Here is a 24,413-nt window from a genome sequence, read left to right as displayed (position 1 = left end):
GCGGTTCATGTACAGCGATCTCAAGATCGTCACCGGGTCATCCAATCCGGAATTGGCCAAGGCCATCTGCAACCATCTGGGGTGTCAACTCACGCCCACGCTGGCTACCACGTTCAGCGACGGCGAGTTGCGGATAGAAATAGGCGACAATGTTCGCGGTGATGATGTTTTTGTGGTGCAGCCCACCTGCCCGCCAACCATCAACCGCAACCTGGTGCAGCTCTGCCTTATGCTTGATGCCCTCAAAAGGGCCAGTGCCGGCAGAATTACAGCCGTTATTCCGTACTACGGCTATGCGCGTCAGGACCGCAAGGTCAGCCCCCGTGCGCCCATCAGCGCAAAAATGGTGGCAGACTTTATCAGCGTTGCCGGTGCAGAGCGCGTGGTTACCATTGACCTGCATGCGGGACAGATTCAGGGTTATTTTGACTGCCCGGTGGACAACCTGTTTGCCGTGCCTGTCATGCTTGAGTCGCTGCGCAAGCTGCACGACGACAACATCGTCATTGTTTCGCCCGATGCGGGCGGCGTTGAAAGAGCGCGCGCATATGCCAAGCGCCTCAACGCGCCCCTGGCCATCGTGGACAAGCGCCGCGACAAGCCCAATCAGGCGCAGGCCATGCACGTCATCGGTGATGTGAAGGGCCGCCTTGCCATTGTGGTGGACGACATGATCGACACCGCTGGCACGCTGTGCGCGGGCGCAGATGTGCTGCTGAAAAACGGCGCGACCAAGATCGTGGCCTGTGCCACGCACGCTGTGCTCTCTGGCCCCGCCATTGACCGCATCAACAGCACAGAGGCTCTTTCGCAGGTATTTGTCACGGACACCATTCCCCTTGGTGACAAGCTTGAACGCTGTTCCAAGCTGGAGGTTGTTTCTGTGGCTGCCCTTCTGGGCAAAACCATTCACAACATTCATACCGGTTCTTCGGTAAGCGTGTTGTTTGTTTAGTCCCACTGGGGCGGCAGGTGTATAGACCCAAACCAGCCACACAAGGCCGGTTCCATAATAACAGAACTTTTTCCGCACGTTTCGGCGGCGGTAAGCCAAGGAGCAGGACATGAAGATTGAAAAAACGTTGAGCGTGCAGAAGCGCGAAGGTTGCGGCAAAGGCGCGAGTGGCCGCCTGCGTTCCGAAGATCTGATCCCCGGCGTGTTCTACACCGCCAAGGGTGACAACATCTCTGTGCAGGCCCCTGCCCTGCCGCTGGAAAAGATTTTTGCCGAAGCTGGCCGTACCTCTGTTTTCGACCTTGAAATCGACGACAATGGCCAGAAGACCGTGTACCCCGTCATCATCTGGGACGTGCAGTACCATCCTTACAAGAAGGAATTCAGCCACATCGACTACTACGGTGTGGATCTTGAAAAGCCCATCACCGTTGACGTGCCTGTGGAATTCACCGGCGTGGCCCGCGGCGTGAAGCTTGGCGGCCAGCTTGAAACCTACCGCGAAATCGTGCGCCTGAGCAGCAAGCCCCTCGAAATCCCCAAGAAGATTGTTGTTGATGTGACCGCTATGGACATCAACACCACCATCTGCGTGGCCGATCTTCAGCTGCCCGAAAACGTCAAGGCCGTTTACGACCACAACTTTGCCATCATCAGCGTTATTTCCAAAGCCAAGGAAACCGCTGAAGCTGCCAGCTAATACTGTTTGCCACAGGGCCGGTTTTACCGGCCTTTGTGCGACTGTTCTGGCCGGTTCCGCGAGGAACCGGCCTCATTTTTATGCGCGCGGTTCTATGCACGATTTTGCCATCGTTACCCGCAAGTTGCCCGCCCGTCGGGAGCTACAGCTCGAAATCTGGCCCAACCACGGGGCTGGAGTCATGCTGTTTTATCCTGGCACCATGCTTTCGCCCTTTCAGTACCGGCCCATGCTCATGGCACTGCGTCAGGCCGGCTTTGCTGTGGCTGCCCTGCACCTGACTGGCCATGGGCTGAATAGCCACAACACGGGTTTCACCTTTGATGATCTGCTGCAAAACGGCCTTGATGCAGAAAACTGGCTGCGCCAGTCTGGCTACAGCAAAATTGCCGTGTGCGGGCACAGCCAGGGGGGCATACTGTCGCTGGCGCATGCGGCGGCATCATCTGACATTGTGGCAAGCTTTCCCATTACCGGAGTGCTGCCGCAGATGCGCGAAGCCGTTTACCTTACGCGTTTTGCGGCCCTGGCCGACCGCAGGCAAAAAATCGAGGCGGCCTTTGCTGCTCTGGCCCGCTGGCTGCCCCGGCTGCCCTTGCCTTTGCAGGCATACCTTGCGCCAGGCAGAATACTGGCCGGAGCGCGCCGCACGGTCACAAGCCGCCGCAAGGCTCGGTTTTCGTACCCGCTACAGTTTCTGGCCAGCCTGTTCAACACACACCTGCCGACCAATCTGCGTTGCCCGGTATGCATGCTCAGCGCCCGTAATGATGCCCTGTTTACCCCGGCCATCATTCAGACCACCTTTGACAGTCTGGAAGCCCCGGCCAAAAAGCTTGTTTGGCTTTCTGGCGGTGGGCATCTGGCGGCCATGAATCCGCCACTTTGCCGGTTTACGGCCCGCACTGCGGCAGCCTTTTGTGCTGGCCTTGGCCTGCAGCTGCGCCTTGAAAGCAGCGAAATCACGTCGGGAGACGCACCTCATGGACTATAATGGCGTTATCGTTGGCCTGGGCAACCCCGGAGCCAAGTATGACCACACCCGCCATAATTGCGGCTTTGACTTTGTTTCATACCTCGTTGACCTTGCGGGCAGAGAGGGTGAAGTCAGCCAGCAGAACGGCGCCAAGTTTTCGTGCGAGCTGTGGCGACTGCGCCTGCCCAAACTGGGTGGCTGCTGGCTGGCCGCCAAGCCGCAAACATTCATGAATCTGAGCGGTCAGTGCGTACAACCCCTGCTTGCCTGGCACAAGCTCAAGCCACAGGATCTTGTGGTTGCGCACGACGAGCTTGATATTCCCGCTGGCGAGCTGCGCTTCAAACTTGGTGGCGGCAATGCCGGTCACAACGGGCTCAAGTCCATTACCGAGCTTTTGGGCACACCCGATTTTTACCGCCTGCGTATGGGCATAGGCCGCCCCCCCCACAAGGGCGACGTAACCAACTGGGTATTGGGGCGACCCGATGGCGACGATGCCAAAAACATTGAAAATGCGATGTCCCACGCCGCAGAAACACTTTTTGCCTTTGCGGATAAAGGACTGGACAGCGCCGTGAGGGCTGCCAGAAAGGCCAGCTAGCCCCCCAGGCCTGTAACATGTGCAGCCGGGGGGTTATGTGGATTGCCCTTAAAAAGCATGCACATTGGTATATCAGAGCATGCGCAAACTACACTTCGCACTGCCCCGCGTTACACTTGTTTGTGCCAATTACCTGAATATGAGCAAAATACTTTTTCAACTGGACTCTTGCTCATTCTTGGACTAAGCTGTTTGAAGAGTTGGTTTCAGGCTCTTCTTTTTATTCAGTTAATTCGCGACTTCCAGCTAAATCGCTTCTGGTCTCGTTTAGTTGCGCCCTTTCGGGCGTGTTGGTGGCATCATGTTCACTTCGGACGATCTCGTTGTTTACCCAGCCCAAGGTGTGGGCAAAATAGAACGCATAGACAGCAAAACTGTTGGGGGGCTGGTCTGTGAGCTCTATATTGTACGCATTCGGGCAAACAACGTCACACTTATGGTTCCTGTGAACAATGCCGCTCATGTGGGTTTGCGTACGCTTACCCCCAAGGACGAAGCCCTCACTATTCTGGAATCGCTGCGCAACGAATCCGGCAAGGCCGTGTACACCGGCCAGAACTGGAACCGCCGTTTTCGCGAATACTCCGAACGCCTCAAAAGTCCCAGTCTGGCCATAGTTGCCGAGGTTCTGCGCGAGCTGCTGCTTATTGGCCGCAGCAAGGAACTTTCGTTTGGCGAGCGGCGGCTGCTGGAACAGGCCATGGGTCTTGTTACTGGCGAGCTTTCGGAAGTGCTGGAAGTCGAAGAAGACAAAGTACGCGACGAACTGCTTGAAATCTATGCGCCGCCACCAGTCGACCAGGAATCTGCCGGGTAGAGCACCTGCCACTTTTTTGGATCTTTTTGTGGAATGTGACGCATTTTTTCCTTGCCATTACAGAAAAGATGGGCTAATCGCAATTTCACACATCTTTTTTGTTCCCAATATCATCCGCCCACCACACTACAGTATATCTATACTGTAAGTGATACCCTGTGTCTTATCAAAATATCGGACTGTTATGCGCAAAAAGAAAGCTACTTCCACACTGTTGACCGACAGCGCCTTGAGCCTCACGGATCTGAAGACGCGTAGCATGCAAGAACTTATGGAACTGGCCGAGCAGTATGAAATCGAAAATGCCAGTTCGATGCGTAAGCAGGAACTCATCTTTGCACTGCTTTCCACCTGTGCCTCGCAAAACGGGGCCATCTACGGTGACGGTGTGCTTGAAATTTTGCCCGACGGCTTTGGCTTTTTGCGCTCTCCCCTGTGCAGCTACATGCCCGGCCCAGACGATATTTACGTTTCGCCCTCGCAGATCAGACGTTTTTCGCTCCGCAAGGGTGATATAGTTTCCGGGCAGATCCGCCCGCCCAAGGAGGGCGAACGCTATTTCGCCCTGCTCAAGGTTACCGAAATCGGCTTTGAACCCCCGGAACACGCCAAGAACCTCGTTCTTTTCGACAACCTTACCCCCATCTATCCCGATCGCCAGCTCGTCATGGAGAATGGCGAAAAGAATCTTTCCAACCGAGTTATCGACATCATGGCGCCCATTGGCTGTGGTCAGCGTGGCCTTATCGTGGCCCCGCCCCGCACCGGTAAAACCATACTGCTGCAATCGCTGGCCAATGCCATCAACGCCAACAATCCCGATGTCTACCTTATCGTGCTGCTGATCGACGAACGCCCGGAAGAAGTTACCGACATGGAGCGCACGGTCAAAAAGGCCGAAGTTATCAGCTCTACCTTTGACGAACCGCCGCAGCGCCATGTGCAGGTTTGCGAAATGGTTCTTGAGAAGGCCAAGCGCCTTGTGGAACGCAAGCGTGACGTGGTTATTCTGCTCGACTCCATCACCCGCCTGGGCCGCGCTTACAACGCTGTTACGCCTTCTTCCGGCCGTGTGCTTTCCGGTGGTCTTGACGCCAACGCCCTGCAGCGTCCCAAACGCTTTTTTGGTGCAGCGCGCAACATTGAAGAGGGCGGCAGTCTTACCATCATTGCCACGGCGCTTATCGACACCGGCTCGCGCATGGACGAAGTTATCTTTGAAGAATTCAAGGGTACCGGCAACATGGAAATCTACCTTGACCGCCACCTGTCGGAAAAGCGTGTTTTCCCCGCCATCGACATCAACCGCACCGGCACGCGCAAGGAAGACCTGCTGCTGGCCGACGATGTGCTCAACCGTGTCTGGATTCTGCGCAAGATTCTTGCGCCCATGTCGTCCATCGACAGCATGGAATTTTTGCTCGACAAAATGCGGGCTACCAAGTCCAACAAGGATTTCATGAACGCCATGGGCAAATAACTGCCCTGGCAACCGGCGTGATTTGACAGCCTCAGCTTATACGGGGATATGCCTGAAACCCGACCGGCTTCAGGATTCATCTTGACCTCGTGTTTTCCAGGGCTTATCTTTAAGAGTGTATTGCACTATTTGCCCAACTCTCAACGGAGGCTCCCCGCATGTTCGGCGTTAGCATGCCTGAATTGCTGCTTTTACTGGTTGTTGTTCTGCTTCTTTTCGGCTCTAACAAATTGCCGGAAATCGGTGGTGGGCTTGGCCGGGCAATCCGTAACTTTCGCCGTGCTTCATCCGAGCCGGATGAAATCGACATAACCCCCAAAGACAAAAAACAACCTACGTCCACTGACGATCCCAATCACAAGGCATAAACTGGCCTGATGTACTCAAAGGATTTGTCATGAAAACAGAACAGCTCTCTGTATTTCTGGAAAACCGGGCCGGTCGTCTGGCCGAGGTTACGCATACCCTCGCCGAGGCGGGTATAAACATACGCGCCCTTTCGCTGGCCGACACATCTGACTTTGGTATTTTGCGCATGATTGTGTGCGACCACGAAAAAGCCAAGGTCGTGCTGAAGGAAAAGGGCTTTACCCTTGGCCGTACCAGCGTTGTGGCCGTTGAAGTGCCCGACACGCCCGGCGGCCTTGATTCTGTGCTGCAGACTGTCTCCAAGAACGGCATCAACGTGGAATACATGTATGCCTTTGTTCAGCGCGAGGCCGAAAGCGCCGTCATGATCTTCCGTTTCGACAAGGTTGATCAGGCCATTGAAGTACTCAAAGCCAACAATTTTGTGATCATTCCCGCGGAACGCCTCTGCGCCCGCTAGATATTGAATTACACAGATTCAGAAAAGCCACGGGTAACCGTGGCTTTTCTGTTTGCTCTGCCCTGCCCTTTTGCTTTCCTGACCATAAAAATGTGCGCCCGCCCTGTAATGGGGCAGGCGCACAAAATGGTGCTTGCGTTTGACAAGCTCTTTACGCGGCAAAATGCCAGGATAGGCTGGCTAGAACGACCAGGCGACCCCCAGCGAAACCAGTGACTGATCGTACCTGTAAAGAGGGCTCTCAGAGCTGTTGTGCGTATACTGGTAGGATGTTTCCACAGACCAGGCATCGGTCACGTGCCACGTAAGGGTTGCGCCAGTGCGCCACTTCTGGTCGAGCCTGTTTGAAGTTTCCAGTGCGGTGGCAGGGCCGTTGTACCAGTCCTTTTCAAACGAAACAAAGGGCGACAGCTCAAAGCGCTTGGGCAGCTTGAGCACAACGCGGGCGCTGGCTTCAAGGCCAGTATAGCAGTAATCGGCCTTTTCAGGTGTATTGCCGCCCAGATAGCTCACGCCCAGCATGATTTCATGATTGCTCTCGCCAAAATAGCGACGTACGTACTGCCCCAGGGTCCAGTACGCGCCGTTGCGGTCGCCATCGCGTGAATATGCACGCGCATCCAGCGTTCCACGAGTGATCAGGTGCCATGAGGGGGTTACCGCCCACAGCCAGGTGGCCTCTGTACCCGATGCCGACACATTCTGGTACCACTGCGAATCAAACACTTCACTTTTAAAGCGCAGGTCAAACATAGTTGTGGGTGTAAGGTGGCGAACACCTACGGCAGCCCGGCCCCATTCAGATGTGCGGCTGTGCACGTCATCCAGCGAGGGATTGCTGTTGCCGCGCGCAAGCCCCTGCACATCGCCCACAATCCACCAGGGGGTGTCGCGCTCTGCCTTCCAGCCCATATCAAGGTTGGCCCCCAGATACGCGCCAAACGAATTCTTGGCCTCAGAATCAGGCACTGTTACCTGCCACGTACCAAGATTCATTGTTGTGCTTGAGGGACCAAATGTGGCGTTTGAGTCATACAGCAGCCCGCTGCGCAACTTGCCGTGCACCTGCCAGTGTTCATAGCGTTTTTCAAGCGAATCAAGCAGCCTGTCGTTATCTGCCTTGCTGATATTTGGATTCAGTTCGCGCGCGGTGGCCATGGCGCGTTCAGCACTCTGGCGGTCTTCGAGCGCCATATAGGCCTGCGCCAGTTCCGTATACAGTACAGGCTCGGCAGGATACTTTTCTGTAAGTCGCTCATAAGCCATTACCGACTGGTTGTAGCGGCCACTGTGCATGGAGCTGCGGGCGAGATTAAGGTTTATCTCGTCGTCATCGGGCGCTTGACGCAGCAGGCGCATATACATCTCGTAGGCAGAGGCATACTTGCCTTGCTGCATGAGCGTTGCGGCATCTGCCTTGGCAGACCCCACCGCCGTGCGCAGACCTGGTGAATCATCTGCAGCCAGAGAGGGGGCACCGCAAGCAAGCATAAAAACGGCCATCAGAGCGCAAAGCATGGCAGCATGTGCAGATACGTGTCGTTTCATATGTCATTCCACCTACTTGCTGCTTCCAGAAAAAGTACCGGTCTTTACATCAGACAGGCTGACATCCTTGATCGCAAACGAGCCCGACACAGATAAACCGCTACCCGTGTTTGACGCGGTGCCAGCCATGCTACCGGTGTAACCTCCACCCGAAAAGTTGTTCACGTTCAGCGAAGAGCCGGAAATACTTCCGCTACCACCTGACAACGTCGCGGGATAGGCGCTGACATTGGTAGTCATCACGCCGTTACTTACAGCGCCGCTACCAAGGTTGACATTAAAGCTGAAAGAACCGTCAGCACTAAAGTCAGAGTTGAACAGCGAGCCGCTCACATAGGCATTGGTCAGCTGCCTCAAGCCTTCCCCAAGCCCTTGCGAGTTGAGTGGTGCCTGCGCGAGAGTTGTGGGTGTGATCACTCCCCCACCGTTCACGTTCGGCGGCGGGGCAAGTGCCACACCTCCACCCGGAGTGGGGTTATTGGCCACAACACTGCCAGAAATAAAATTATGGTCTGCCGGTGTCAGGGGGCTAATCGTACCCTGCGGCAGGGTAATCTTGAAGCCAGAAGGAACCAGCACACCGTTTACAAACACCTGCTTGGTTGTGTTGGTTACAAAAACAGTGGTTGTACCGTTGCCCACCCGAACGGCAAAGATGGTACCACGTATGCCCACCGTGGCATCGGGCGTTACTACCGAAAAACCGTCAGGATTCTTTTCAACAATCTTGCCCGTGATGAACCGGGCAACGCCCTGCCCCATCCGAGCCTTGAACGCGGGGTTGGAGCCTTCGGCCACAACGGTTTCAAGGCTCAGGCTGGTGTTGGAACCGAGAGCGACCGTCGTGTCGTCGTCAAACAGAATCTGGGCGCGCCCTGTAGCATCTGTTGTCAGCACATCCCTGTCGCCCACCGGGCTTTTCATTTCCAGGTCAACGGGTTGCCCGCCACGCTGCGCGGTAACACCTGCCTTGAAGGAAATAACCTGCCCCACATCCCTGGCCGCGCATGCGCTTGCGACCAGCAAAATCAGACACAGGGCCATAGCCCCGCGACCCAGCGCATAACGAATCATGGTTCTCCCCCCACAGAGCTGTATGTTCGTATCTATTTACCTTCCATAGTCCATATGCCCTCCCAGTCTTTGGGGGGCGACTGCACCAGCCTGAGCGACCTTTCACGGTACAACCCAAACAGGCGCACTGCGGGATATGCAGCCACAAGTGCGGCAAACCCTTCAGCAGCCTCGACAAAATCACCATGCTCATACTGAGAGCGCGCGGCTATCCACTGCGGCATGGCCTCCTTGAAAACCTCATCGGTACCGTGTCTCATTGGCCAGTAAATGCTCACGGGTCTGGTCTTGCCCTTGACCCGCAGCACATCAAGGTGAACAAAGGCAAAGGCATCCCCACAGCCCTGCATTGTATGTTCACTTATCACAACAGGCACGCCGTAACGTTTGCACAGGCCCTCAAGGCGCGAGGCAAGGTTCACGTTGTCGCCAATAAGCGTGTAATTAATCAGGTCATCAGAGCCCATGTTCCCCACATAGGCCTGCCCGGTGTGGATACCGGCCCCCATGTCCAGACGGATGCCAAAACTGGCCTCAATCTCCACATTCAGTTCTTCAAGCTGCTCTTGCATGCACAGAGCGGCATCCACTGCCAGCGCAGGGTGCCCGGGCACATCAAGAGGCGCGTTCCAGAAGGCCATGAGCGCGTCGCCAATAAACTTGTCCAGCGTGCCCTTTCGGTTGCGCACAATGGCTGTCATGGGCGTAAAATAGCGGTTCAGCAGTTGCACCACATCCTGGGGCGAAAGCGATTCCGAAAGGCTGGTAAAGCCGCGAATATCCGTAAACAGGATGGACAGCTCACGGTTTTCACCGGCCAGCAGGTCGCCCTGTCGCTTGCTGATCTGCCTGACAACCTCAGGTGACACGTAGCGCGAAAAAGCGCGCCGCAAAACGATTTTCTGCTTTTCCTCGTTCCAGAAACGCACGCTCAGCAACAAACCGCCGCACAGCAGTGACGTAAGCAGGCCATACAAGGGCGAAAGAAAAAGGCCGCTCATGAAGAGCTGTCGTGAGGCCAGCACCGTAGAGCCCATCAAGACCAGTGAAGACGGCACGTACACCCGTGGCCCGGCAAAGCCAAAAGCCAGAGTGGCGGCTATGGTCACAAAGGTTATGATCAGAGCCTGCGCGCCGGGTGCCCACGATGGCGACTGCACAAAATTGCCGTTGATAATGGCATCAATGGCCGCCGCATGCACCTCTACACCAGGCATTACCCGGTCAAATGGCGTAGCGCGTATATCGGCCAGTCCAGGGGCCGACGTGCCCACAAAGGCGATGCATCCCTCCAGATCTTCCTGCCTGACCTTGCCGTCCAGCACCTTGGCCGCGCTTATGTACCGGTATGTACGCCGCGCGCCCTGAAAGGGCACCAGCATATAGCCTTCGCGCGACACCGGGATCTTGAATTCACCTGCCGAAACACTGAACAGGCCATCAGGCCCGGTGTACAGCCGCAACGCGTCTGTTCCCAGCGCACGCATGAGCGCCTGCAAGGCCAGCGATGGGTACACCGCGTCGCCAAACTTCAGCAGAAGCGGAATCTGCCGCACCAGGCCATCGGCATCGGGCGACACATTCACAAATCCCACCGGGGCTTCCTCAAAAAACTGCGGCAACGGCAAAACCGCACTGGGAGCAATGGGCAGATACCTGTCGTAGGGGGGCGCATCCTTGCCACCCCGCGCGATCATGGCCGGAGCATGAGGCATGGGCCCGCTATAGGGTTCTCCCCCGTACCGGGCAAACGCGCCCAGCACGGCTGGCGCCTCACGTACAGATATGGCAAAGAGCCTGTCAAAATCAGCCATAAACGATGGCAGGCCCGCAATTTCAATCGAGACACCCTTGTCACGGTACAGATCCTCGCGCATACGGGCAGGCGAGGTTCTGTCGGGCTCTGCAAACATGATATCAAGACCGATGGAGGCGACGCCCTTGGCGGTCAGCTTGCCCACCATATCTGCCACAAGGTAACGCGGCCAGGGCCACTGGCCGTGACGGGCCAGCGATTCTTCGTCAATATCAATAATAACCGGCACGGCCGAGGGCTGGTTTAACCGCCGCAGAGGCAACAGAGCATCGTAAATTCTGAGGTCAAGACGCTGCAGGGCAATGGGTTGCACCACATACAGCGCCAGCATGGCAATGCCGCCGCACAGGCCAACTACAGCCGTAAAAAGCCAGGGCTGACGCAGCAGATGCCTTAATGCGGCTGCAAGCCTCATGAGGCCGCGTCGCAGCGAGATTGTTCGGGCTCCGCATCGGGAAAACGTTCGTAAATCTTGGCCACGACATCCATAATTTCTTCAAGACAGGCCACAAGATTGGGATCAAAATGGCCCCCAGATTCTTCACGCAACAGGGCCATTGCTTTTGAGTGCGGCCACGCCGCCTTGTACGAACGGGGCGAAACAAGCGCGTCAAACACGTCGGCAATGGCCGTGATGCGGGCGGCAATGGGAATCTCCTCGCCTGCCAGCCTGCCTGCGCTGGTGGGGCCCGCATAGCCCTGCCCGTTCCACTTTTGATGGTGGTGATGCGCGATATCGCGGGCAAAAGACATAAAACCGCCCGCCTGTGCTTCTGCCTCCAGAATTCCCGCGCCAATCACGGTATGCGAGCGCATAACCGCCATTTCTTCGTCAGAAAGCTTGCCCGGCTTTTTCAGTAGCAGATCGCTCACGCCCACCTTGCCGATATCGTGCAGCATGGCTGCAAGGCGTATCTGGCTTTTAATGTGCAGGGTTACGTCGGGATCGAGATTCAGCTGATTGGCGCGAACCTGATACATTTCTGCGGCAATGGCTCCCACGCGTTCGGCATGGGGCCCGGTTTCAAGAGGATCATGCACTGAAGCCAGCCTTATGAGCCTGTTGATGCTCGCCCGCACCAGATGGCTGCGCTCCAGTATGTTGGCAATTTCGCGTGCCAGTATACGTATGTGCCTTTCCATGTCGTTGGTAAACTTGCGGGGCTTGTGCGTACGCGGATCAAGGCTGTTGATGAGCTGCATCACGCCCAGAATACGGCCAGCATGATCGTGGAACGGCACAACCAGCATGGATTCCGTGCGGTAGCCTGTCGCTTTGTCAAAGTCCTCGCGGAATGCAAAAGGCAGCCCCGGTGGCAGTGCACGCACATCGGCAAGATTGAGCATTTCACCGGTAAATGCGGCATAACCGGCAATGGAATGGGGATTGATGGGCAGGCGTGCCGAGGAGTAGGCAAACTTGGAAGCTGTATTTACAGAAAACAGGCTGTCATTGTGGGTATAGGCAAACAGCAGGTCTTCTCCATCTACCAGAAAGATGGTGCCCGCGTCTGCCCGCGTAATTTCTCGTGCTTTTAAAAGTATGCGGTCAAGCAGCGTGTTTTCGTCCTGATACTGCATAAGATCGTCAAGAAAACTGTCGAGCCAGTCACTGTACTGCACAAGCCCGCAATCCGAACACGAGCGGCTTTTGGACAGGGGCAGGCCAAAGCGCATGCCCTCGCGCGCAAAACACAGGTGCAGACCTTTTATATGGCAGCTTTGCAGAGCTTCGTGTTGCAGCACGTCAATCTGTCTGTCGGTCATTTCGGGCGAGTGGTGCGAAAGCACAATGCAGCCCGGCACCGCACCAAGCGCCAAGTCTCGCCAGTCTTCCCAGCGCGAATGCCCCCATCCCTCAATATAGCTTGATTGGCTGTACATGCTGTCCACAACAGCCAGATCCACGTCTTCAAGCATTTCGCGCGCTGCCCGGCGCACTTCGGGGGACTGGGTTATTTCGTAATCGCCTGTGTACAGAAACACGGCATTGTCGGCGCGCACCTTGTACGACAATGCTCCGCCGGGATGGTTAGCGGCAATGGCCGACACAGCAACACCCTGCGAAGGGCTGACCTCATCACCCGCCTCAAGGCAGTGGCGCACCACGTTACCGGCAAAATCGCTGAATGGAATGGGAAACATGCCGTGGGCAAAATGGTCGTCCAGCACGTTCTCTAGCCAGGCGGGAATATAGATATGGGTTGTCCAGCGGGACGAATGCAGGGGACGAAAGAAGCCCAGCCCCTGAATATGGTCAGTATGGCCGTGCGAAATGAAAAGGTGGCAGGTTCCGCTCTCGGGCAGGTTTTCGCCCGCCTCGCGCAGGCCGGTTCCCGCATCAAAAAAAACAAGCGCGCCGTTATCGGTGCGCAGTTCGACACATGAGGTGTTGCCACCATAAAAAGACATGGCCGGAGCCGGCACAGCTATACTGCCTCGCACGCCTCTGAGCACAACTTCCATGGGGCCTCCCAATGGCTATTTTTGTAATAATATACTTATAAACACTATTATATTTGGCAGTTATTTCAAGTCAGCTAATTAGATGTATCTGATACCCAGTAAAAACATTGCCTATGAATAAAGTAGATTAGCTGAAATTTTTCCAGCTAAAAAAAATTTAATCGTGAAAAGCAATAATGGCGTTATCCCCCTGAAATCAGCGGGATAACGCCATTATGCAGCACATGGCCTAGAACAGGCCGGTAACGCGCCCTGTTGTTACATCCACATCAATGTTGCGGAATGAAGGCTTGGAACCCGTACCCGGCATAAGGCTGATATCACCAGCCACGGGCGCAACAAGCCCTGCACCGCCAAACAGCAGCACATCGCGCACGTGCAGACGCCACGAGGCAGGCACACCGCGACGCTTGGGATCGTCGGAAAGCGAGTACTGGGTTTTGACCATGCAAACGCCCAGCTCGTCCGCATCGGGTCTTTCCTGCAACATTTTGAGCCGTTGGGCGGCCATGGGTTCAAAATCCACACCGTCAGCGCCATAAACCTCGCGGGCAATGCACACAATGCGTTCCGCAATGGGCAGCTTCCAGTCGTAGAGCGGGCGGAAATTGCGCTTGCCGGAATTGCAGGCGTCCATAACGGCGTCTGCCAGTTCCAGCGCACCCTCGCCGCCCTTTTCCCAGTGTTCCGAGACTGCCACGCTGGCCCCCGCTTTTTCACAAATACGGCGAATAGCGGCAATTTCTGCGGGCTTGTCGGTATAAAACTTGTTGATGCACACTACAGAGGGCACACCAGAACGGCGCACAATGCCAATGTGGTGCAGCAGGTTGATGCAGCCGGCTTCCACCAGGCCCACATCTTCGCGCAGGTATTCTTCGGGCAGGGGCTGGCCGGGGCGGGGCTGCGGCGCGCCGCCGTGGTGCTTGAGAGCCCGCACGGTGGCCACAATCACCGCCGCGTCGGGGGCAAGACCACTGTAGCGGCACTTGAGGTTCCAGAATTTTTCGTAGCCCATTTCTGAGGCAAAGCCCGATTCCGTCACGTGGATGTCGCCCAGCTTCAGACCCACCCTGTCGGCAATAACAGAGCTCTGGCCAAGGGCTATGTTGCCGAAGGGGCCGGTGTGCACCAGCACGGGCTGCCCCTCAATGGTCTGGATAAGATTGGGCTTGATGGCCTCCACAAGCCATGCGGTCATGGCACCGTCCACTTCAAGGTCGGCGGTGGTCACGGGCCTGCCGTTACGGTCGAGAGCCAGCACCATGCGGCCCATGCGCTGGCGCAGGTCGGCCAGATCGCGCGCCACAGAAAGGATGGACATGACTTCAGAGGCCACGGTGATATCAAAATGCGAGCGCATCATGAAACCATCGTTGCGTCTACCATCGCCTTCCATACCGATGATGACGTTACGCAGCGCCTGAGCGCAAAAATCCATCACCCAGCCGGTGCTGACGCGCGTGGGGTCAATATCCAGGCGACGCATGCCAGAGAGCCTCTCAAGGGTAGCGTCATCATAGTTGCGCTCGTGCTGCATGCGGGCGGTGAGAGCTGTCATGGCAAGGTTGTGCGCAGCACCCACGGCGTGAATATCGCCCGTGAAGTTGAGCGAATACGGCGTAAGCGGAATGCACTGGGAAAGGCCGCCACCAGCGGCGGAACCCTTCATACCCATGGTGGGGCCGCCCGAAGGCTGGCGAATGGCCGCAGAAGAACGCAGCCCGCGCCGCGCAAGGCCCTGCACCAGACCAATGGTGGTGGTGGATTTGCCTTCGCCAAGGGGCGTGGGCGTAATGGCGGTAACGTCCACATATTTGCCGTTGGGGCGGTCTGCAAGACGGCTCAGCACGTCCTGCTGCTCAATTTTGCCCATGTAGCGGCCATAAGGCAGCACTTCTGAAGGCTCAAGGCCCATTTCAGCGGTCAGGGCCTCGAAAGTTTTCATATTCTTTTCGGCATCCAGCGCAATCTGCCAGTCTGGGTGCTTGGTGGGATCAAGAGTCATGCTTTCTCCATACAACGTAGAATTGGCAAAATGGTACGGGCCGCCAGAAGAGGCGTCAAGCCTGAAACAAAGGGCAAATCTGCGGCCTTGCGGCGTTAGACCGCATTATATATATCACTACAGTTCCGCCATGTTCATGGGCGGGTTTGCCCGCTGCCAGAAGCAGGCAAAAATTTTTGCAACAGATTGAAACAACAGCGCGCTGCCAGCCGTATGCAAGGAGCCAGCATGCAGTTTACCGCCAGCCTGGGCCGCCTGAGCATATCCCTGCGCGTATTTCGCCTTGGGCGCGATCTGCAGGTGCTCTGCTGCGGCGGGGCCAGCCACATAGGGGCCGTTGCGCTTGCCACTCCCACACAGGGGCATGCCCGGCAACAAGACCTCGCAACCCGGCCTACGCAGGTGGAGGCCCACCTGCTGGCCCTGCCCGGCCATAAAGAAGACGCGCTTGCCTTACGCATGGCACAAAGCATGGCCGAGGCGCTGCACTGTGCCGTGTGCGTCAGTGCGGGCATCCATTACGACAACATCACCCGTGCGGAAATTCAGCAGGTCGAGCAAATGGCGCAAGACCTCACCCACCGCTGCATTGCCGCACTTACAAAGGATTCATGATGCTTACGGTAAAAGATCTCACTGAGCTGGAAAACTACATCCGCAGTGGCGAACTTGAAGCAGACTTTAAGGACGGCTGCGAAAACGACCGTTTCTACCTGCTCGAGCTGCTCGAAAAACTCATGGATGTTTCCGAACTTGCCGATGCAGCCGCTACAAGGCTTATCTTCAAGGGACTGCCTGTTCCTCCGCCGCCGACCGAAAAGTAGCCCGGCAGTACGCACACAGCGTGGGGCAAAGCCCTATTGCTCCATCAGGTGCGCCCCGGCCCGCAGGGCCCCGGCCACCACTGCGCAAAGCTGCGCCACATCCTCTGCTGGTGTGATATAGGGCGGCATAAGATACACAAGCCTGTTGAAAGGTCTGATCCACACCCCATGCTGCACAAAATAGCGCTGTAGGGACAGGGTGTTTACGGGTTCGCATGTTTCCACCACGCCAATGCCGCCCAGTACACGCACATCGGCCACGCCCTCAAGTCCGGCGCAGGGGGCAAGCCCCTCGCGCAGATAGGTTTCAAGCTGCTCCACCTGTTGCTGCCAGTTTTCTTCTTCCAGCAGGTCAAGACTGGCGTAGGCAACCGCGCAGGCCAAGGCATTGGCCATAAAGGTGGGGCCGTGCATAAAAACATTGCCCCCGGCGCAGATGCTCTGCGCCACATGCCCCGTGCAGGCAGTGGCAGCAAGCGTCATCACGCCACCGGTCAGTGCCTTGCCGCAGCACAATATATCTGGTGTTACGCCAGCCCACTCCGCCGCAAACATCTTGCCCGTGCGGCCAAAACCGGTAGCGATTTCATCAAATATCAGCAGGGCCCCGGCCTCACGGCACAACTCGGCAAGCCCTCGCAGGTATTCGGGGTGGTAAAACCACATGCCGCCCGCCCCCTGCACCACTGGCTCCAGAATAACCGCTGCGACCTCAGACCCGCGCTCTGCAAAAATACGGCGGGCATCGTTGAGACTGGTCGGGTCAAAAGGCTGGTCAAAACGGCAGGAGGGACGCTCCATAAATATCTGCTGGGGCAGCATTGCGCTAAACAGGCTGTGCATACCCGTAACAGGATCACACACCGACATGGCACCAAACGTATCGCCGTGGTAGCCGCCGCGAGGGGTCAAAAACCTGGTGCGCCCGGTTGCGCCTCTGCCCTGCTGATATTGCAGAGCCATTTTCAGCGCCACCTCCACCGCCACAGAGCCGGAATCAGCAAAAAATACGCGTTCCAGCCCCACGGGCATGAGGCGCAACAGCCTTTCGGCCAGCGCCACGGCAGGTTCGTGAGTCAAACCGCCAAACATCACATGGGGCATGCGCCCGGCCTGACTGCGCAGGGCTTCCATGAGCCGTGGGTGGTTGTAGCCGTGCACCGCCGCCCACCACGAGGACATGCCGTCCACAAGCTCCCTGCCTTCAGCCAGCACAATGCGGTTGGCGCGCGTGCGGCTTGCCGCACTGAGCAGCGGCGGCTGTGCGGCAGAGGCATAGGGATGCCATACGGTCTTGTGGTCGCGGACCACAAGGGCCTGATCAGGCGCAATACTGCGTTCTGCATCATGGAGCTCTGAAACCAGACGTCTTGTCAACGGTTCCAGATGATCGGCCAGCGTCTGCCATCCTGCAGTGTCCAGACGGACAAGGCGGGGCAGCTCCACAAGTGGGGCATCCACACCCTGCTGTTGCATACGCTGACGCAGCATGGCGGCATTGTCGGCAAGCATGGCCTGCACATCCACCCCCGGGCACCCAGCTGCAGGGTCTGCGGCAGGCACAAGCACTACACCAGCCACTTGCAGGCCGCTGTGGCGCAGGGCATCAAGCGACAACAAAACATGGTTGAGGCCGCCCAGATAATTACCGCCCACAAGCAGCACCGGCGTACCAACTGAAGCCATGAGGTCAAGCATGTCCTCGCGTTCGTTGAGTGGCACGCGCAGCCCGCCAGCGCCTTCAAGCAGCAGCATTGCTGCGCTGCCAGACTGCCAGTGGCGCATAATATCCTTGTGCAGCTCTGCCACGCTCAACCGTACGCCTTCGCGCGCAGCCGCAAGATGCGGCGATGCTGGCAAGGCAAAACAGTGCAGGGCTTCGGCGGGCAGTATTTCTTCACCTTGGGTCAAGCCAGCCACGGCGTTGGCGTAAACCCGCGCGTCAGCCAGAGGAGCCGTGTGGGCCTCTTGCGGCGCAACACCAGTCTGCACGGGCTTTACAGCCTGTACCCTCACCCCGGCCAGCAGCAGCGCACGCAACAGGGCAGCCGTAACCACCGTCTTGCCCACATCGGTGCCAGACCCGGCCACAAACAACCCGCTGAGCGGGCGCGACAACTGCATGGTCTTACCTTCAGCAGCTGGCATCGCACTTCACCTCAAGCCCCAGGGCGGCGATCATTTCAAGATCGTGCGCAATGCTTTGCCCATGGGTTGTAAGGTAATCGCCGGTCATGAGGGCGTTGGCCCCGGCAGCAAAAATTTCGCTCTGCCGGTCGCCCAGCACCAGTGGCCTGCCACCGCAGATGCGCAGGGTTGCCCTGGGCAGAATATGCCTGAAAATGGCAATGAGCGTGAGCGCTTCACCAGCGGTGAGGGGCTTTTGCCCTGCGAGGGGGGTTTCCGGGTGGGGATGCAAAAAATTCATGGGCACATGCCCTACCCCAAGTCCCTTGAGGTTGAAGGCAAAGTTCACGCGGTCTTCCCAGCTTTCGCCGAGACCAAACAGCCCACCAGAACATACGCTCATACTGGCATCGCAGGCGCGCAGCACGGTTTCGCGGCGCTGATCCCACGTTTGCGTGGTGCACACGCTGGCATAATAGTCACGCGCAGTTTCGAGATTATGATGAAAACGCGTCAGGCCCGATTGCGACAAGTCGGCAAAGTCCTTTGCGGCAAGCTTGCCCAGCGATGCGCACACGCGTGGACGCACATGATCTGGCAGGGCGGCAATGACCTTGCACAAACGTTGCAGTTCGCTGCCGCTCAGGGCAGAGCCGCTGGTAACAACGCCAATGCGGGCCACAGGCAAGGCTGCCAGTTGCAGAATGCGCTCACGCAGTTCTTCATCGGGCAGCAGAGGGAAAACCTCAATGGGCGTGTGGTTGTGCCTGCTCTGGGAACAGAAGCGGCAGTCCATAGTGCAGTTGCCGCTTTTGGCATTGATGATGGCGCACAAAACGATGTTGCGACCAAAGGCCGCCTCGCGCAGCGCTGTGGCACTGGCAAAAAGCTCTTCCTGTGGTAGGGAAAGCAGGGCCAGGGCCTGGGCGGGCGTTGCAACCGCCAGTGATTCAGTCATTTCGCAACCCTGAAAAAACGATGGTGCAGAGCAAAAAAGCTCTTTGCTGGCCGGAGCCGCTCTGAGAGACAGCCTTGCTGCCGTTCAGGGGTGCAACATGCCACTTTTCTGCCTAAAAAAAAAGCCCGCCTCTAGGGCGGGCTTTGGGAATGATGCACGAAACCGATTGCCTTACGGTGCGTCAAAAACCGCTATCAGCAACCGTTTTCCGTGAGAGATTACTGAACCTTGCGGCGCTTTTCCCACAATTTCATGTCTTTCATCTTTTTGCGGCGCTCGCGCTGCAGGGCTTTGCACACAAGAGGTGCGTCTTTCTTGAAGCCCCACTTTTCGCGGTATTCGCCAGAGGTCATGCCGTGACTGGCCAGATGACGCTTAGTAAGAATCTTAAAGCTCTTGCCGCATTCAAGGCAGGTAACAGACTTTTCTTTGACCGACTTACGGGCTTCGACAGCCATTTCGCTGCTGTCGAGTTCCACGGGCGTTTCGCCTTCGGCAACCGCCCTGATCCCTTGCGCCACTTTCTGTATAAAGGCGGCTATTTCTTCTTCACTCATTACGCGAACGCCAGCTTGCGCTCTGGTAATTTCCAGCGCTTCTTTCAGATAATCATCCATAACAACCCCTTTTGTGTCTTCAATATACTCAATCTGACGCGCTGCGAACCCGCCTGATTGGTTCACTGGCAGAACGGTCGGTCGCCCTCCTATCCTGTTGGGGAGAACATACACAGCAGCTATTGTTTCGTCAATGTACTATACCCTAGAATATAAAATTCCATTGCAAATTGTACATAACTATTAATCCGGAATGTAATAACTTGTTCTGGATTTCAGGAGTCGCTGCACGCGCAACAAATATAAAATTGAAGGTGGCCATTTGATAAAAACTTCTCAAAAGGCCACCTTTGCGGCAAACCTGCAACATGACAGATTGCCATTAACACAAGCTACTTTGCGTCAAATATCTCATACTTTGATACTGTACCCCAAAAGCGTTGATCAAAGTATTGCCAGCGAATATCCTTCGCATAACTCTTTGTAATTCCATTGATATTTTTCGGAGCAGAAGTCACTGCAAATGCTTTGTTGGCACGTTGCTCAAAGGCCTTGAGCTGATCGGTCATGCTCTCGGTGAGGGTTTCCTGCCCTGTCAGATTTTCCGGCAGCGGTTCCCTGTACTCCATGACAGCCTTGGTGTCATTAAAATTGTATCTGGCGGCAAAACCACGCACCAGCCAACGCATGGGCTTTGAGTCGTCACTCAATCCTGCAACAGCAGAAAACGGGTCCCTTTTGCTATCTACAATATAGGTGCTGGCGGCATATCCAACATTGTCATAAACCTCAACGCCCTTGTCCACGCTGAACGGACGCTGCCCATCACTATCCCAGTACCAGCCGTAGGGCACCTCGGCCATGGCTACAATAGCAATGGGGCTTTGAGGATCACCCTTGCCGTACACGGCAAGCCATGTGTTGAGCGGCAGGCCGCCCATAACACCAGCACCGTCAAGTGCGACCTTGCCCTCGCCGCCGGTGATAAGGGGCATGTTTACCGCCTGCATACTTATGACGGGGCGGGCGGTGGAGACATAGGCGTTGCCTTGCATGCCCCTTTGCTGCGCGCCAGTGCAGCCCGCCATCAGAGCAATCAGGCAGAGAGTAAGGCAAAAAAGCACTCTGTTCATATGTAACCTCCAGGGCTGTCGGCGCAAAGCCTGATCAAAAGCGTTAGTGCCATTGTGCCGGAAAAACATGAGAGGGATTAAGCATGAGCGGGATAAACCAGGAATAGCAGGTCTGCTGCCAGAAGCTGTTGCCAGATTCCCCTGCCAGCCCGTGCCTTTCACATTTAGCTACTATATTCCAAGGCGAATCTGCATGCAATGCAACATGGCGTCGCATACCTGCAAAAAACAGAACAAAAAGAGGCGCAGCACTATATTAAGGAAGGGATCAGAGGCAAATATGGCGACAATGTAGCCATATTGGATGACAAGCTAGGGTGTGCCGGCAGGTCGGCCCGCAGGCGCGGCCTGACCGCCTGCCCCGCCGGGCAGGTAGTTTTGGAGGTCGCGTGATACTTCAAAGGTGTGCAGCTCTGCCGTGGCGGCCTTGGCAAAGGGTGAATCGGCGTAGTTGCGCACAATATCCTCAAGCAGGGCCTGCGCGCGCGTGGCGTCGCCCAGCTTGCGGTACAGCCTGGCCTCGCGGAAACGCAGACCGGGGTATTCCGGCGAATTCTGGGGCACAAAGGCATTGTAACGCGCCAGCCACTCCAGAGCTTCAGGTACGCGGTTTGCCACCTCGCAGATGTCCATGAGCGAGAGCATGGCGTCCTTGATGCGCTGCGGGTCGGCTTTGTCAGAACGCTCGTCCTGCAACTGTGTAAAGAGCTCTATGACCTTGCGATTAAGAGTGTAAGAATTACGGATATCCTTGCGCTGCTCTGCATCGCGGGCCAGAAAGTAGGTCGCGTAGGCGCGCTGGTACAGCGGAAAATCCTCCCGCTCCGCAATATTTTTCCACATGGCAAGGGCGGGCCCGGCCAGGTTGAGATTCTGGGCCGAAAGCGCCATGGCGTAATCAAGCTGGTTGCGCAGCTGGGGCTTGAGAGGCCAGCCGGACACAAGCTTGCCAAGATCAAGAATTTTGGTCCATGCCCCCGCCTTGAGGTAGCGGTTAAAGAATTCCGTAAAGGCGGCCTCGCCGTATTCCGGATTCATGGGCGACTTGAGAAATTCGGCCAGCATGCCGAGGGCTGCGTCGTCGTCGCCGCGTTCAAGCATGCCCTGGGCAAGGGCATAGCGCATGCGTGGATCAATGGCGCCGTAGCGCTCACGCACCAGCGGAAACCCGTTCCACAAAATAAGAATGCGGCCAAAGTTCTTTTCGGCCATGGAATTGGCCAGCTCTTTCTGGAACGACAGCCAGATGATGTCGCGCGCCTGCGCCACATTGACGTTTTCAGGGTAACCGTCAATAAATTCTGCAGCCTTGCCCATGGCCTCTGTATAGCGCTTGCTCCAGTACAGCCACATGGCCTCCTTGAGGCGCGCTGTTACGGACTCGGGCGCGGTGCGCGAGGAGGCGGCAAGCTCTGAATAGACCTTTTGCAGGTTAGTGCCCGCAGACCGTGCAAAAACCTGGGTCATGGCCTCATAGTTGATGGGGGCATCATAAATGCCGCCCTCAACAAGCCGCAGGCTGGCCATCTTTGCCGACTGGGAACCCCCATAATGGCTGGTAATATAGTTATACAGAAAATCGGCAGCAAGCTTGTTGCCAAGACGGGTGTACATGTCGCCCATCTTGAAAAGCATCTCGTCGTTGCCCTTTTGCCCCGGCAGCAGGTTGAAATATAGCCAGTACAGGGTCAGGGCTTCCATGGGCTTGTTCAGGGCCTCGTCGTTGGCAGCCTGCAGGAAGAGGAACGTGGGATCGTCAATATAGTAACGGGGCCAACGCTTACTGATAAAGTCCAGTATTACCTGGGCATTTGTGTACTTGCGCTGGTTGTTGAGCGCCTTGGCAAGACCAACCGAGGCCTCCTGCAAAAAGGAAGATTCAGGATACTTGTCGAGCACCATGGAAAAAGACTGCTCTGCCTGAGCATCCATATGCCGCTTGAGCTGTTCCTTGCCCAGCGCGGTAAATCCCTGCGCCACGCCAGGATAATCCGGATACCGCCTGTACAGGGCCACAATATAGCCCCCGGCATCCACAAGATTGCCCACGTTGACGTTCACAAGGCCCAGACGCAGCAGCGCCTCTGGCACGCGCGGTGAACGCAGGTCAAAATTCATGGCTTCGCTGGTAGCAGAAACAATGGGCTCAAACCCGGCCAGCGGGTTGTCGGAATATCTGGCCCAGACGCAGTCGCTGATATAATACAGCGTTTTTTCACGCAGTTCGGCGCTGAGTGTAGGCATTTCCTTCAGCTTTTCCAGCTGGGGCAATGCTTCCACAAATTTGCGTTCCTTGATGAGCCGCTCCGCTTCATCCATCATTTTTTGAGGCTCAGCGGGCTTTTCCACCGGGTTGCCCTGCTCGTCCACATAGACGATGGGCCGGGCAGGCTCTTCTTTTGCGCTACCACCACCGCCACCGTGGCCGCCACCGTGGCCGCCACCCTCTGCCTGCTTTGGCAGCCCCACCAGATCTCCCGTGACCTTGCCAGACACATTGCCGATGATATCTGCCGGCTTTGCGGGCGTAGCTGCAGGAGCCTGTGCCGGAGCTGATGCAGGGGCGGAAGCTTGCGCCGGAGTTGGCGCAGGGGTTTGAACCGGAGCTGGCGCAGGCGCTTGAGCGGGAGTTTGCGCAGGTGCAGGCGCAGGCCGTGCGGCCTGATTGACAGGCTGGGTGGCTGGCTGAGCAACAGGTTGCTTAACGGGTTGCGGCGTTGCCGGAGCTGCGGGCTGTGCGGCAGGTTGCGCCGTCGCCGGGGCCGCCGGAGCGGCGGGCTGGCCAGCAGGTGCCACGGGCTGCGTGGCGACCGGTGCAGTACGGACAGGAACCGCTGTAGAAAGCCCCTTGTCTTCGGGCCAGTTTTCCGGCCCACCGGGGTTTACCTTGCTCATGAGGCTTGGCCCCTGCGGTTCTTGTGGGCGGTTTGGCGCTCCACCTGCGGCCTGAGGCGCCACTTCGGCCGCTACGGCAGAATCCGTGGCAGAAAATATGGGCAGGGGCAGGCCCAGATCGGCCAGCCTGTTTTTAGCGGAATCAAGCAGATCAGAAGGCGAAAGGTTCTGAATGTTCTGCTGGGCGTTATCCAGCATTTTCAGCGCGCTGTGCAAAAAGTCCTTGCCCGCGTCAATGGGCAGACTATCGCCAAACGAGGTTCCCTGCTCTGTCGTGCCAGCAAGGGTGCTTTCACTCTGTGCCTGGGTATCCTGCCGGGCGGCATTGTCGCCCGGCAAGCCAGCGGCAAAAATTTCTATATCGATGGAAGAAGCAGAAGGTCGCCGCATGACATGGCTCATGGCACGGGCAGAAAGTGTTATACGCACCTGACCGTTGGACACGCCAACGCTTTCCAGCAGCGCACCAGGCACTGGTGCGGCACCCTGCCGCTGCAAAGTGGGGCTGTCGCCTTCAAGAAGCAGCAGCAAGGTATTGCTGCCGCTGCGCGCAAGCCTGCGCACCTGGGCGGGATTGTCGAGCGTAATGCTCAGACGTTCGCCCGCTCCACTGGCTGTAGATGCGGCAGAACCCGCCCAGGTGCGC

The 24,413-nt window shown here is 56.9% G+C and carries 20 protein-coding genes; 10 read left to right on the top strand and 10 right to left on the bottom strand.

Annotated features, from left to right (window positions below; translation table 11 throughout):
* The first annotated feature begins 7 nt into the window (after nucleotides 1-7).
* From F8N36_RS06630 to F8N36_RS06595, 8 genes are all read left to right on the top strand, one after another.
* Complete coding sequence (locus F8N36_RS06630) at nucleotides 8-955, top strand: ribose-phosphate pyrophosphokinase (protein ID WP_291332013.1); 948 nt, start codon at nucleotides 8-10, stop codon at nucleotides 953-955.
* 109 nt (nucleotides 956-1,064) lie between these two features.
* Entirely contained in the window at nucleotides 1,065-1,655 is a 591-nt protein-coding gene (locus F8N36_RS06625; protein WP_291332012.1) for a 50S ribosomal protein L25/general stress protein Ctc, read from the top strand.
* A gap of 94 nt (nucleotides 1,656-1,749) precedes the next feature.
* Nucleotides 1,750-2,649 carry an alpha/beta fold hydrolase gene (locus F8N36_RS06620; RefSeq protein ID WP_291332011.1) on the top strand — a complete coding sequence of 300 codons (900 nt, stop codon included), beginning with the start codon at nucleotides 1,750-1,752 and terminating at the stop codon, nucleotides 2,647-2,649.
* A complete protein-coding gene (gene pth / locus F8N36_RS06615; RefSeq protein WP_291332010.1) occupies nucleotides 2,639-3,235 on the top strand; it encodes an aminoacyl-tRNA hydrolase in 597 nt (198 codons plus the stop codon). The genes F8N36_RS06620 and pth overlap by 11 nt, the downstream gene beginning before the upstream one ends.
* Before the next feature lie 301 nt (nucleotides 3,236-3,536).
* Complete coding sequence (locus tag F8N36_RS06610; protein WP_291332009.1) at nucleotides 3,537-4,052, top strand: CarD family transcriptional regulator; 516 nt, start codon at nucleotides 3,537-3,539, stop codon at nucleotides 4,050-4,052.
* A 184-nt stretch (nucleotides 4,053-4,236) separates the two neighbouring features.
* Complete coding sequence (gene rho, locus F8N36_RS06605) at nucleotides 4,237-5,532, top strand: transcription termination factor Rho (RefSeq protein WP_192111909.1); 1,296 nt, start codon at nucleotides 4,237-4,239, stop codon at nucleotides 5,530-5,532.
* A gap of 158 nt (nucleotides 5,533-5,690) precedes the next feature.
* Nucleotides 5,691-5,900, top strand: a complete 210-nt coding sequence (locus F8N36_RS06600) for a twin-arginine translocase TatA/TatE family subunit (RefSeq protein WP_291332008.1) — start codon at nucleotides 5,691-5,693, stop codon at nucleotides 5,898-5,900.
* A gap of 29 nt (nucleotides 5,901-5,929) precedes the next feature.
* Nucleotides 5,930-6,361, top strand: coding sequence for an ACT domain-containing protein (locus F8N36_RS06595; RefSeq protein WP_291332007.1), 432 nt, complete (start codon nucleotides 5,930-5,932; stop codon nucleotides 6,359-6,361).
* Nucleotides 6,362-6,541: 180 nt separating this feature from the next.
* Here F8N36_RS06595 and F8N36_RS06590 read toward each other — a convergent pair whose 3' ends face one another.
* From F8N36_RS06590 to F8N36_RS06570, 5 genes are all read right to left on the bottom strand, one after another.
* Nucleotides 6,542-7,909, bottom strand: coding sequence for a tetratricopeptide repeat protein (locus F8N36_RS06590; protein WP_291332006.1), 1,368 nt, complete (start codon nucleotides 7,907-7,909; stop codon nucleotides 6,542-6,544).
* Between the two features lie 12 nt (nucleotides 7,910-7,921).
* The gene (locus tag F8N36_RS06585) at nucleotides 7,922-8,983 is read right to left on the bottom strand and encodes a FecR family protein (protein WP_291332005.1); all 1,062 of its coding nucleotides are present in this window, start codon (nucleotides 8,981-8,983) and stop codon (nucleotides 7,922-7,924) included.
* A gap of 32 nt (nucleotides 8,984-9,015) precedes the next feature.
* Nucleotides 9,016-11,214 (bottom strand): adenylate/guanylate cyclase domain-containing protein, encoded by a 2,199-nt coding sequence (locus F8N36_RS06580; RefSeq protein WP_291332004.1) that lies wholly within the window; start codon nucleotides 11,212-11,214, stop codon nucleotides 9,016-9,018.
* A complete protein-coding gene (locus F8N36_RS06575; protein ID WP_291332003.1) occupies nucleotides 11,211-13,265 on the bottom strand; it encodes an HD domain-containing phosphohydrolase in 2,055 nt (684 codons plus the stop codon). The genes F8N36_RS06580 and F8N36_RS06575 overlap by 4 nt, the downstream gene beginning before the upstream one ends.
* A 229-nt stretch (nucleotides 13,266-13,494) precedes the next feature.
* Nucleotides 13,495-15,273, bottom strand: a complete 1,779-nt coding sequence (locus F8N36_RS06570) for a formate--tetrahydrofolate ligase (RefSeq protein ID WP_291332002.1) — start codon at nucleotides 15,271-15,273, stop codon at nucleotides 13,495-13,497.
* A gap of 228 nt (nucleotides 15,274-15,501) precedes the next feature.
* Between F8N36_RS06570 and F8N36_RS06565 the strand changes: the two genes are divergently transcribed.
* Both F8N36_RS06565 and F8N36_RS06560 read left to right on the top strand, forming a co-directional pair.
* Nucleotides 15,502-15,888, top strand: coding sequence for a hypothetical protein (locus F8N36_RS06565; RefSeq protein WP_291332001.1), 387 nt, complete (start codon nucleotides 15,502-15,504; stop codon nucleotides 15,886-15,888).
* The gene (locus F8N36_RS06560; RefSeq protein ID WP_022659350.1) at nucleotides 15,888-16,097 is read left to right on the top strand and encodes a hypothetical protein; all 210 of its coding nucleotides are present in this window, start codon (nucleotides 15,888-15,890) and stop codon (nucleotides 16,095-16,097) included. The genes F8N36_RS06565 and F8N36_RS06560 overlap by 1 nt, the downstream gene beginning before the upstream one ends.
* Nucleotides 16,098-16,130: 33 nt before the next feature.
* On the opposite strand, the gene bioA is transcribed toward F8N36_RS06560, so the two are convergent.
* The 5 genes from bioA to F8N36_RS06535 form a co-directional block, all read right to left on the bottom strand.
* Nucleotides 16,131-18,245 carry an adenosylmethionine--8-amino-7-oxononanoate transaminase gene (gene bioA / locus F8N36_RS06555; RefSeq protein WP_291332000.1) on the bottom strand — a complete coding sequence of 705 codons (2,115 nt, stop codon included), beginning with the start codon at nucleotides 18,243-18,245 and terminating at the stop codon, nucleotides 16,131-16,133.
* A complete protein-coding gene (bioB, locus tag F8N36_RS06550) occupies nucleotides 18,232-19,182 on the bottom strand; it encodes a biotin synthase BioB (protein ID WP_291331999.1) in 951 nt (316 codons plus the stop codon). The genes bioA and bioB overlap by 14 nt, the downstream gene beginning before the upstream one ends.
* A 218-nt stretch (nucleotides 19,183-19,400) precedes the next feature.
* Nucleotides 19,401-19,799 (bottom strand): MucR family transcriptional regulator, encoded by a 399-nt coding sequence (locus F8N36_RS06545; protein ID WP_291331998.1) that lies wholly within the window; start codon nucleotides 19,797-19,799, stop codon nucleotides 19,401-19,403.
* A gap of 332 nt (nucleotides 19,800-20,131) precedes the next feature.
* A complete protein-coding gene (locus F8N36_RS06540; RefSeq protein ID WP_291331997.1) occupies nucleotides 20,132-21,034 on the bottom strand; it encodes a DUF4851 domain-containing protein in 903 nt (300 codons plus the stop codon).
* A gap of 150 nt (nucleotides 21,035-21,184) precedes the next feature.
* Nucleotides 21,185-24,413 (bottom strand): tetratricopeptide repeat protein (locus F8N36_RS06535; protein ID WP_366247038.1); only part of this gene is annotated, 3,229 nt, incomplete at its 5' end.

This window comes from Desulfovibrio sp., from assembly GCF_009712225.1.
In the GTDB taxonomy this organism is placed as follows: Bacteria; Desulfobacterota; Desulfovibrionia; order Desulfovibrionales; family Desulfovibrionaceae; genus Desulfovibrio.
Note: the sequence above shows the minus strand (reverse complement) of the source record. Positions and strands in the feature narration are given on the sequence as shown.

What these genes read in the sequence shown, in the direction of transcription:
- F8N36_RS06570 (WP_291332002.1), bottom strand. Translation starts at nt 15,273, where the DNA reads ATGACTCTTGATCCCACCAAGCACCCAGACTGGCAGATTGCGCTGGAT.
- F8N36_RS06600 (WP_291332008.1), top strand. Translation starts at nt 5,691, where the DNA reads ATGTTCGGCGTTAGCATGCCTGAATTGCTGCTTTTACTGGTTGTTGTT.
- pth (WP_291332010.1), top strand. Translation starts at nt 2,639, where the DNA reads ATGGACTATAATGGCGTTATCGTTGGCCTGGGCAACCCCGGAGCCAAG.
- F8N36_RS06620 (WP_291332011.1), top strand. Translation starts at nt 1,750, where the DNA reads ATGCACGATTTTGCCATCGTTACCCGCAAGTTGCCCGCCCGTCGGGAG.
- bioB (WP_291331999.1), bottom strand. Translation starts at nt 19,182, where the DNA reads ATGACTGAATCACTGGCGGTTGCAACGCCCGCCCAGGCCCTGGCCCTG.
- F8N36_RS06560 (WP_022659350.1), top strand. Translation starts at nt 15,888, where the DNA reads ATGCTTACGGTAAAAGATCTCACTGAGCTGGAAAACTACATCCGCAGT.
- bioA (WP_291332000.1), bottom strand. Translation starts at nt 18,245, where the DNA reads ATGCCAGCTGCTGAAGGTAAGACCATGCAGTTGTCGCGCCCGCTCAGC.
- rho (WP_192111909.1), top strand. Translation starts at nt 4,237, where the DNA reads ATGCGCAAAAAGAAAGCTACTTCCACACTGTTGACCGACAGCGCCTTG.
- F8N36_RS06630 (WP_291332013.1), top strand. Translation starts at nt 8, where the DNA reads ATGTACAGCGATCTCAAGATCGTCACCGGGTCATCCAATCCGGAATTG.
- F8N36_RS06610 (WP_291332009.1), top strand. Translation starts at nt 3,537, where the DNA reads ATGTTCACTTCGGACGATCTCGTTGTTTACCCAGCCCAAGGTGTGGGC.
- F8N36_RS06595 (WP_291332007.1), top strand. Translation starts at nt 5,930, where the DNA reads ATGAAAACAGAACAGCTCTCTGTATTTCTGGAAAACCGGGCCGGTCGT.
- F8N36_RS06545 (WP_291331998.1), bottom strand. Translation starts at nt 19,799, where the DNA reads ATGGATGATTATCTGAAAGAAGCGCTGGAAATTACCAGAGCGCAAGCT.
- F8N36_RS06590 (WP_291332006.1), bottom strand. Translation starts at nt 7,909, where the DNA reads ATGAAACGACACGTATCTGCACATGCTGCCATGCTTTGCGCTCTGATG.
- F8N36_RS06580 (WP_291332004.1), bottom strand. Translation starts at nt 11,214, where the DNA reads ATGAGGCTTGCAGCCGCATTAAGGCATCTGCTGCGTCAGCCCTGGCTT.
- F8N36_RS06565 (WP_291332001.1), top strand. Translation starts at nt 15,502, where the DNA reads ATGCAGTTTACCGCCAGCCTGGGCCGCCTGAGCATATCCCTGCGCGTA.
- F8N36_RS06585 (WP_291332005.1), bottom strand. Translation starts at nt 8,983, where the DNA reads ATGATTCGTTATGCGCTGGGTCGCGGGGCTATGGCCCTGTGTCTGATT.
- F8N36_RS06625 (WP_291332012.1), top strand. Translation starts at nt 1,065, where the DNA reads ATGAAGATTGAAAAAACGTTGAGCGTGCAGAAGCGCGAAGGTTGCGGC.
- F8N36_RS06575 (WP_291332003.1), bottom strand. Translation starts at nt 13,265, where the DNA reads ATGGAAGTTGTGCTCAGAGGCGTGCGAGGCAGTATAGCTGTGCCGGCT.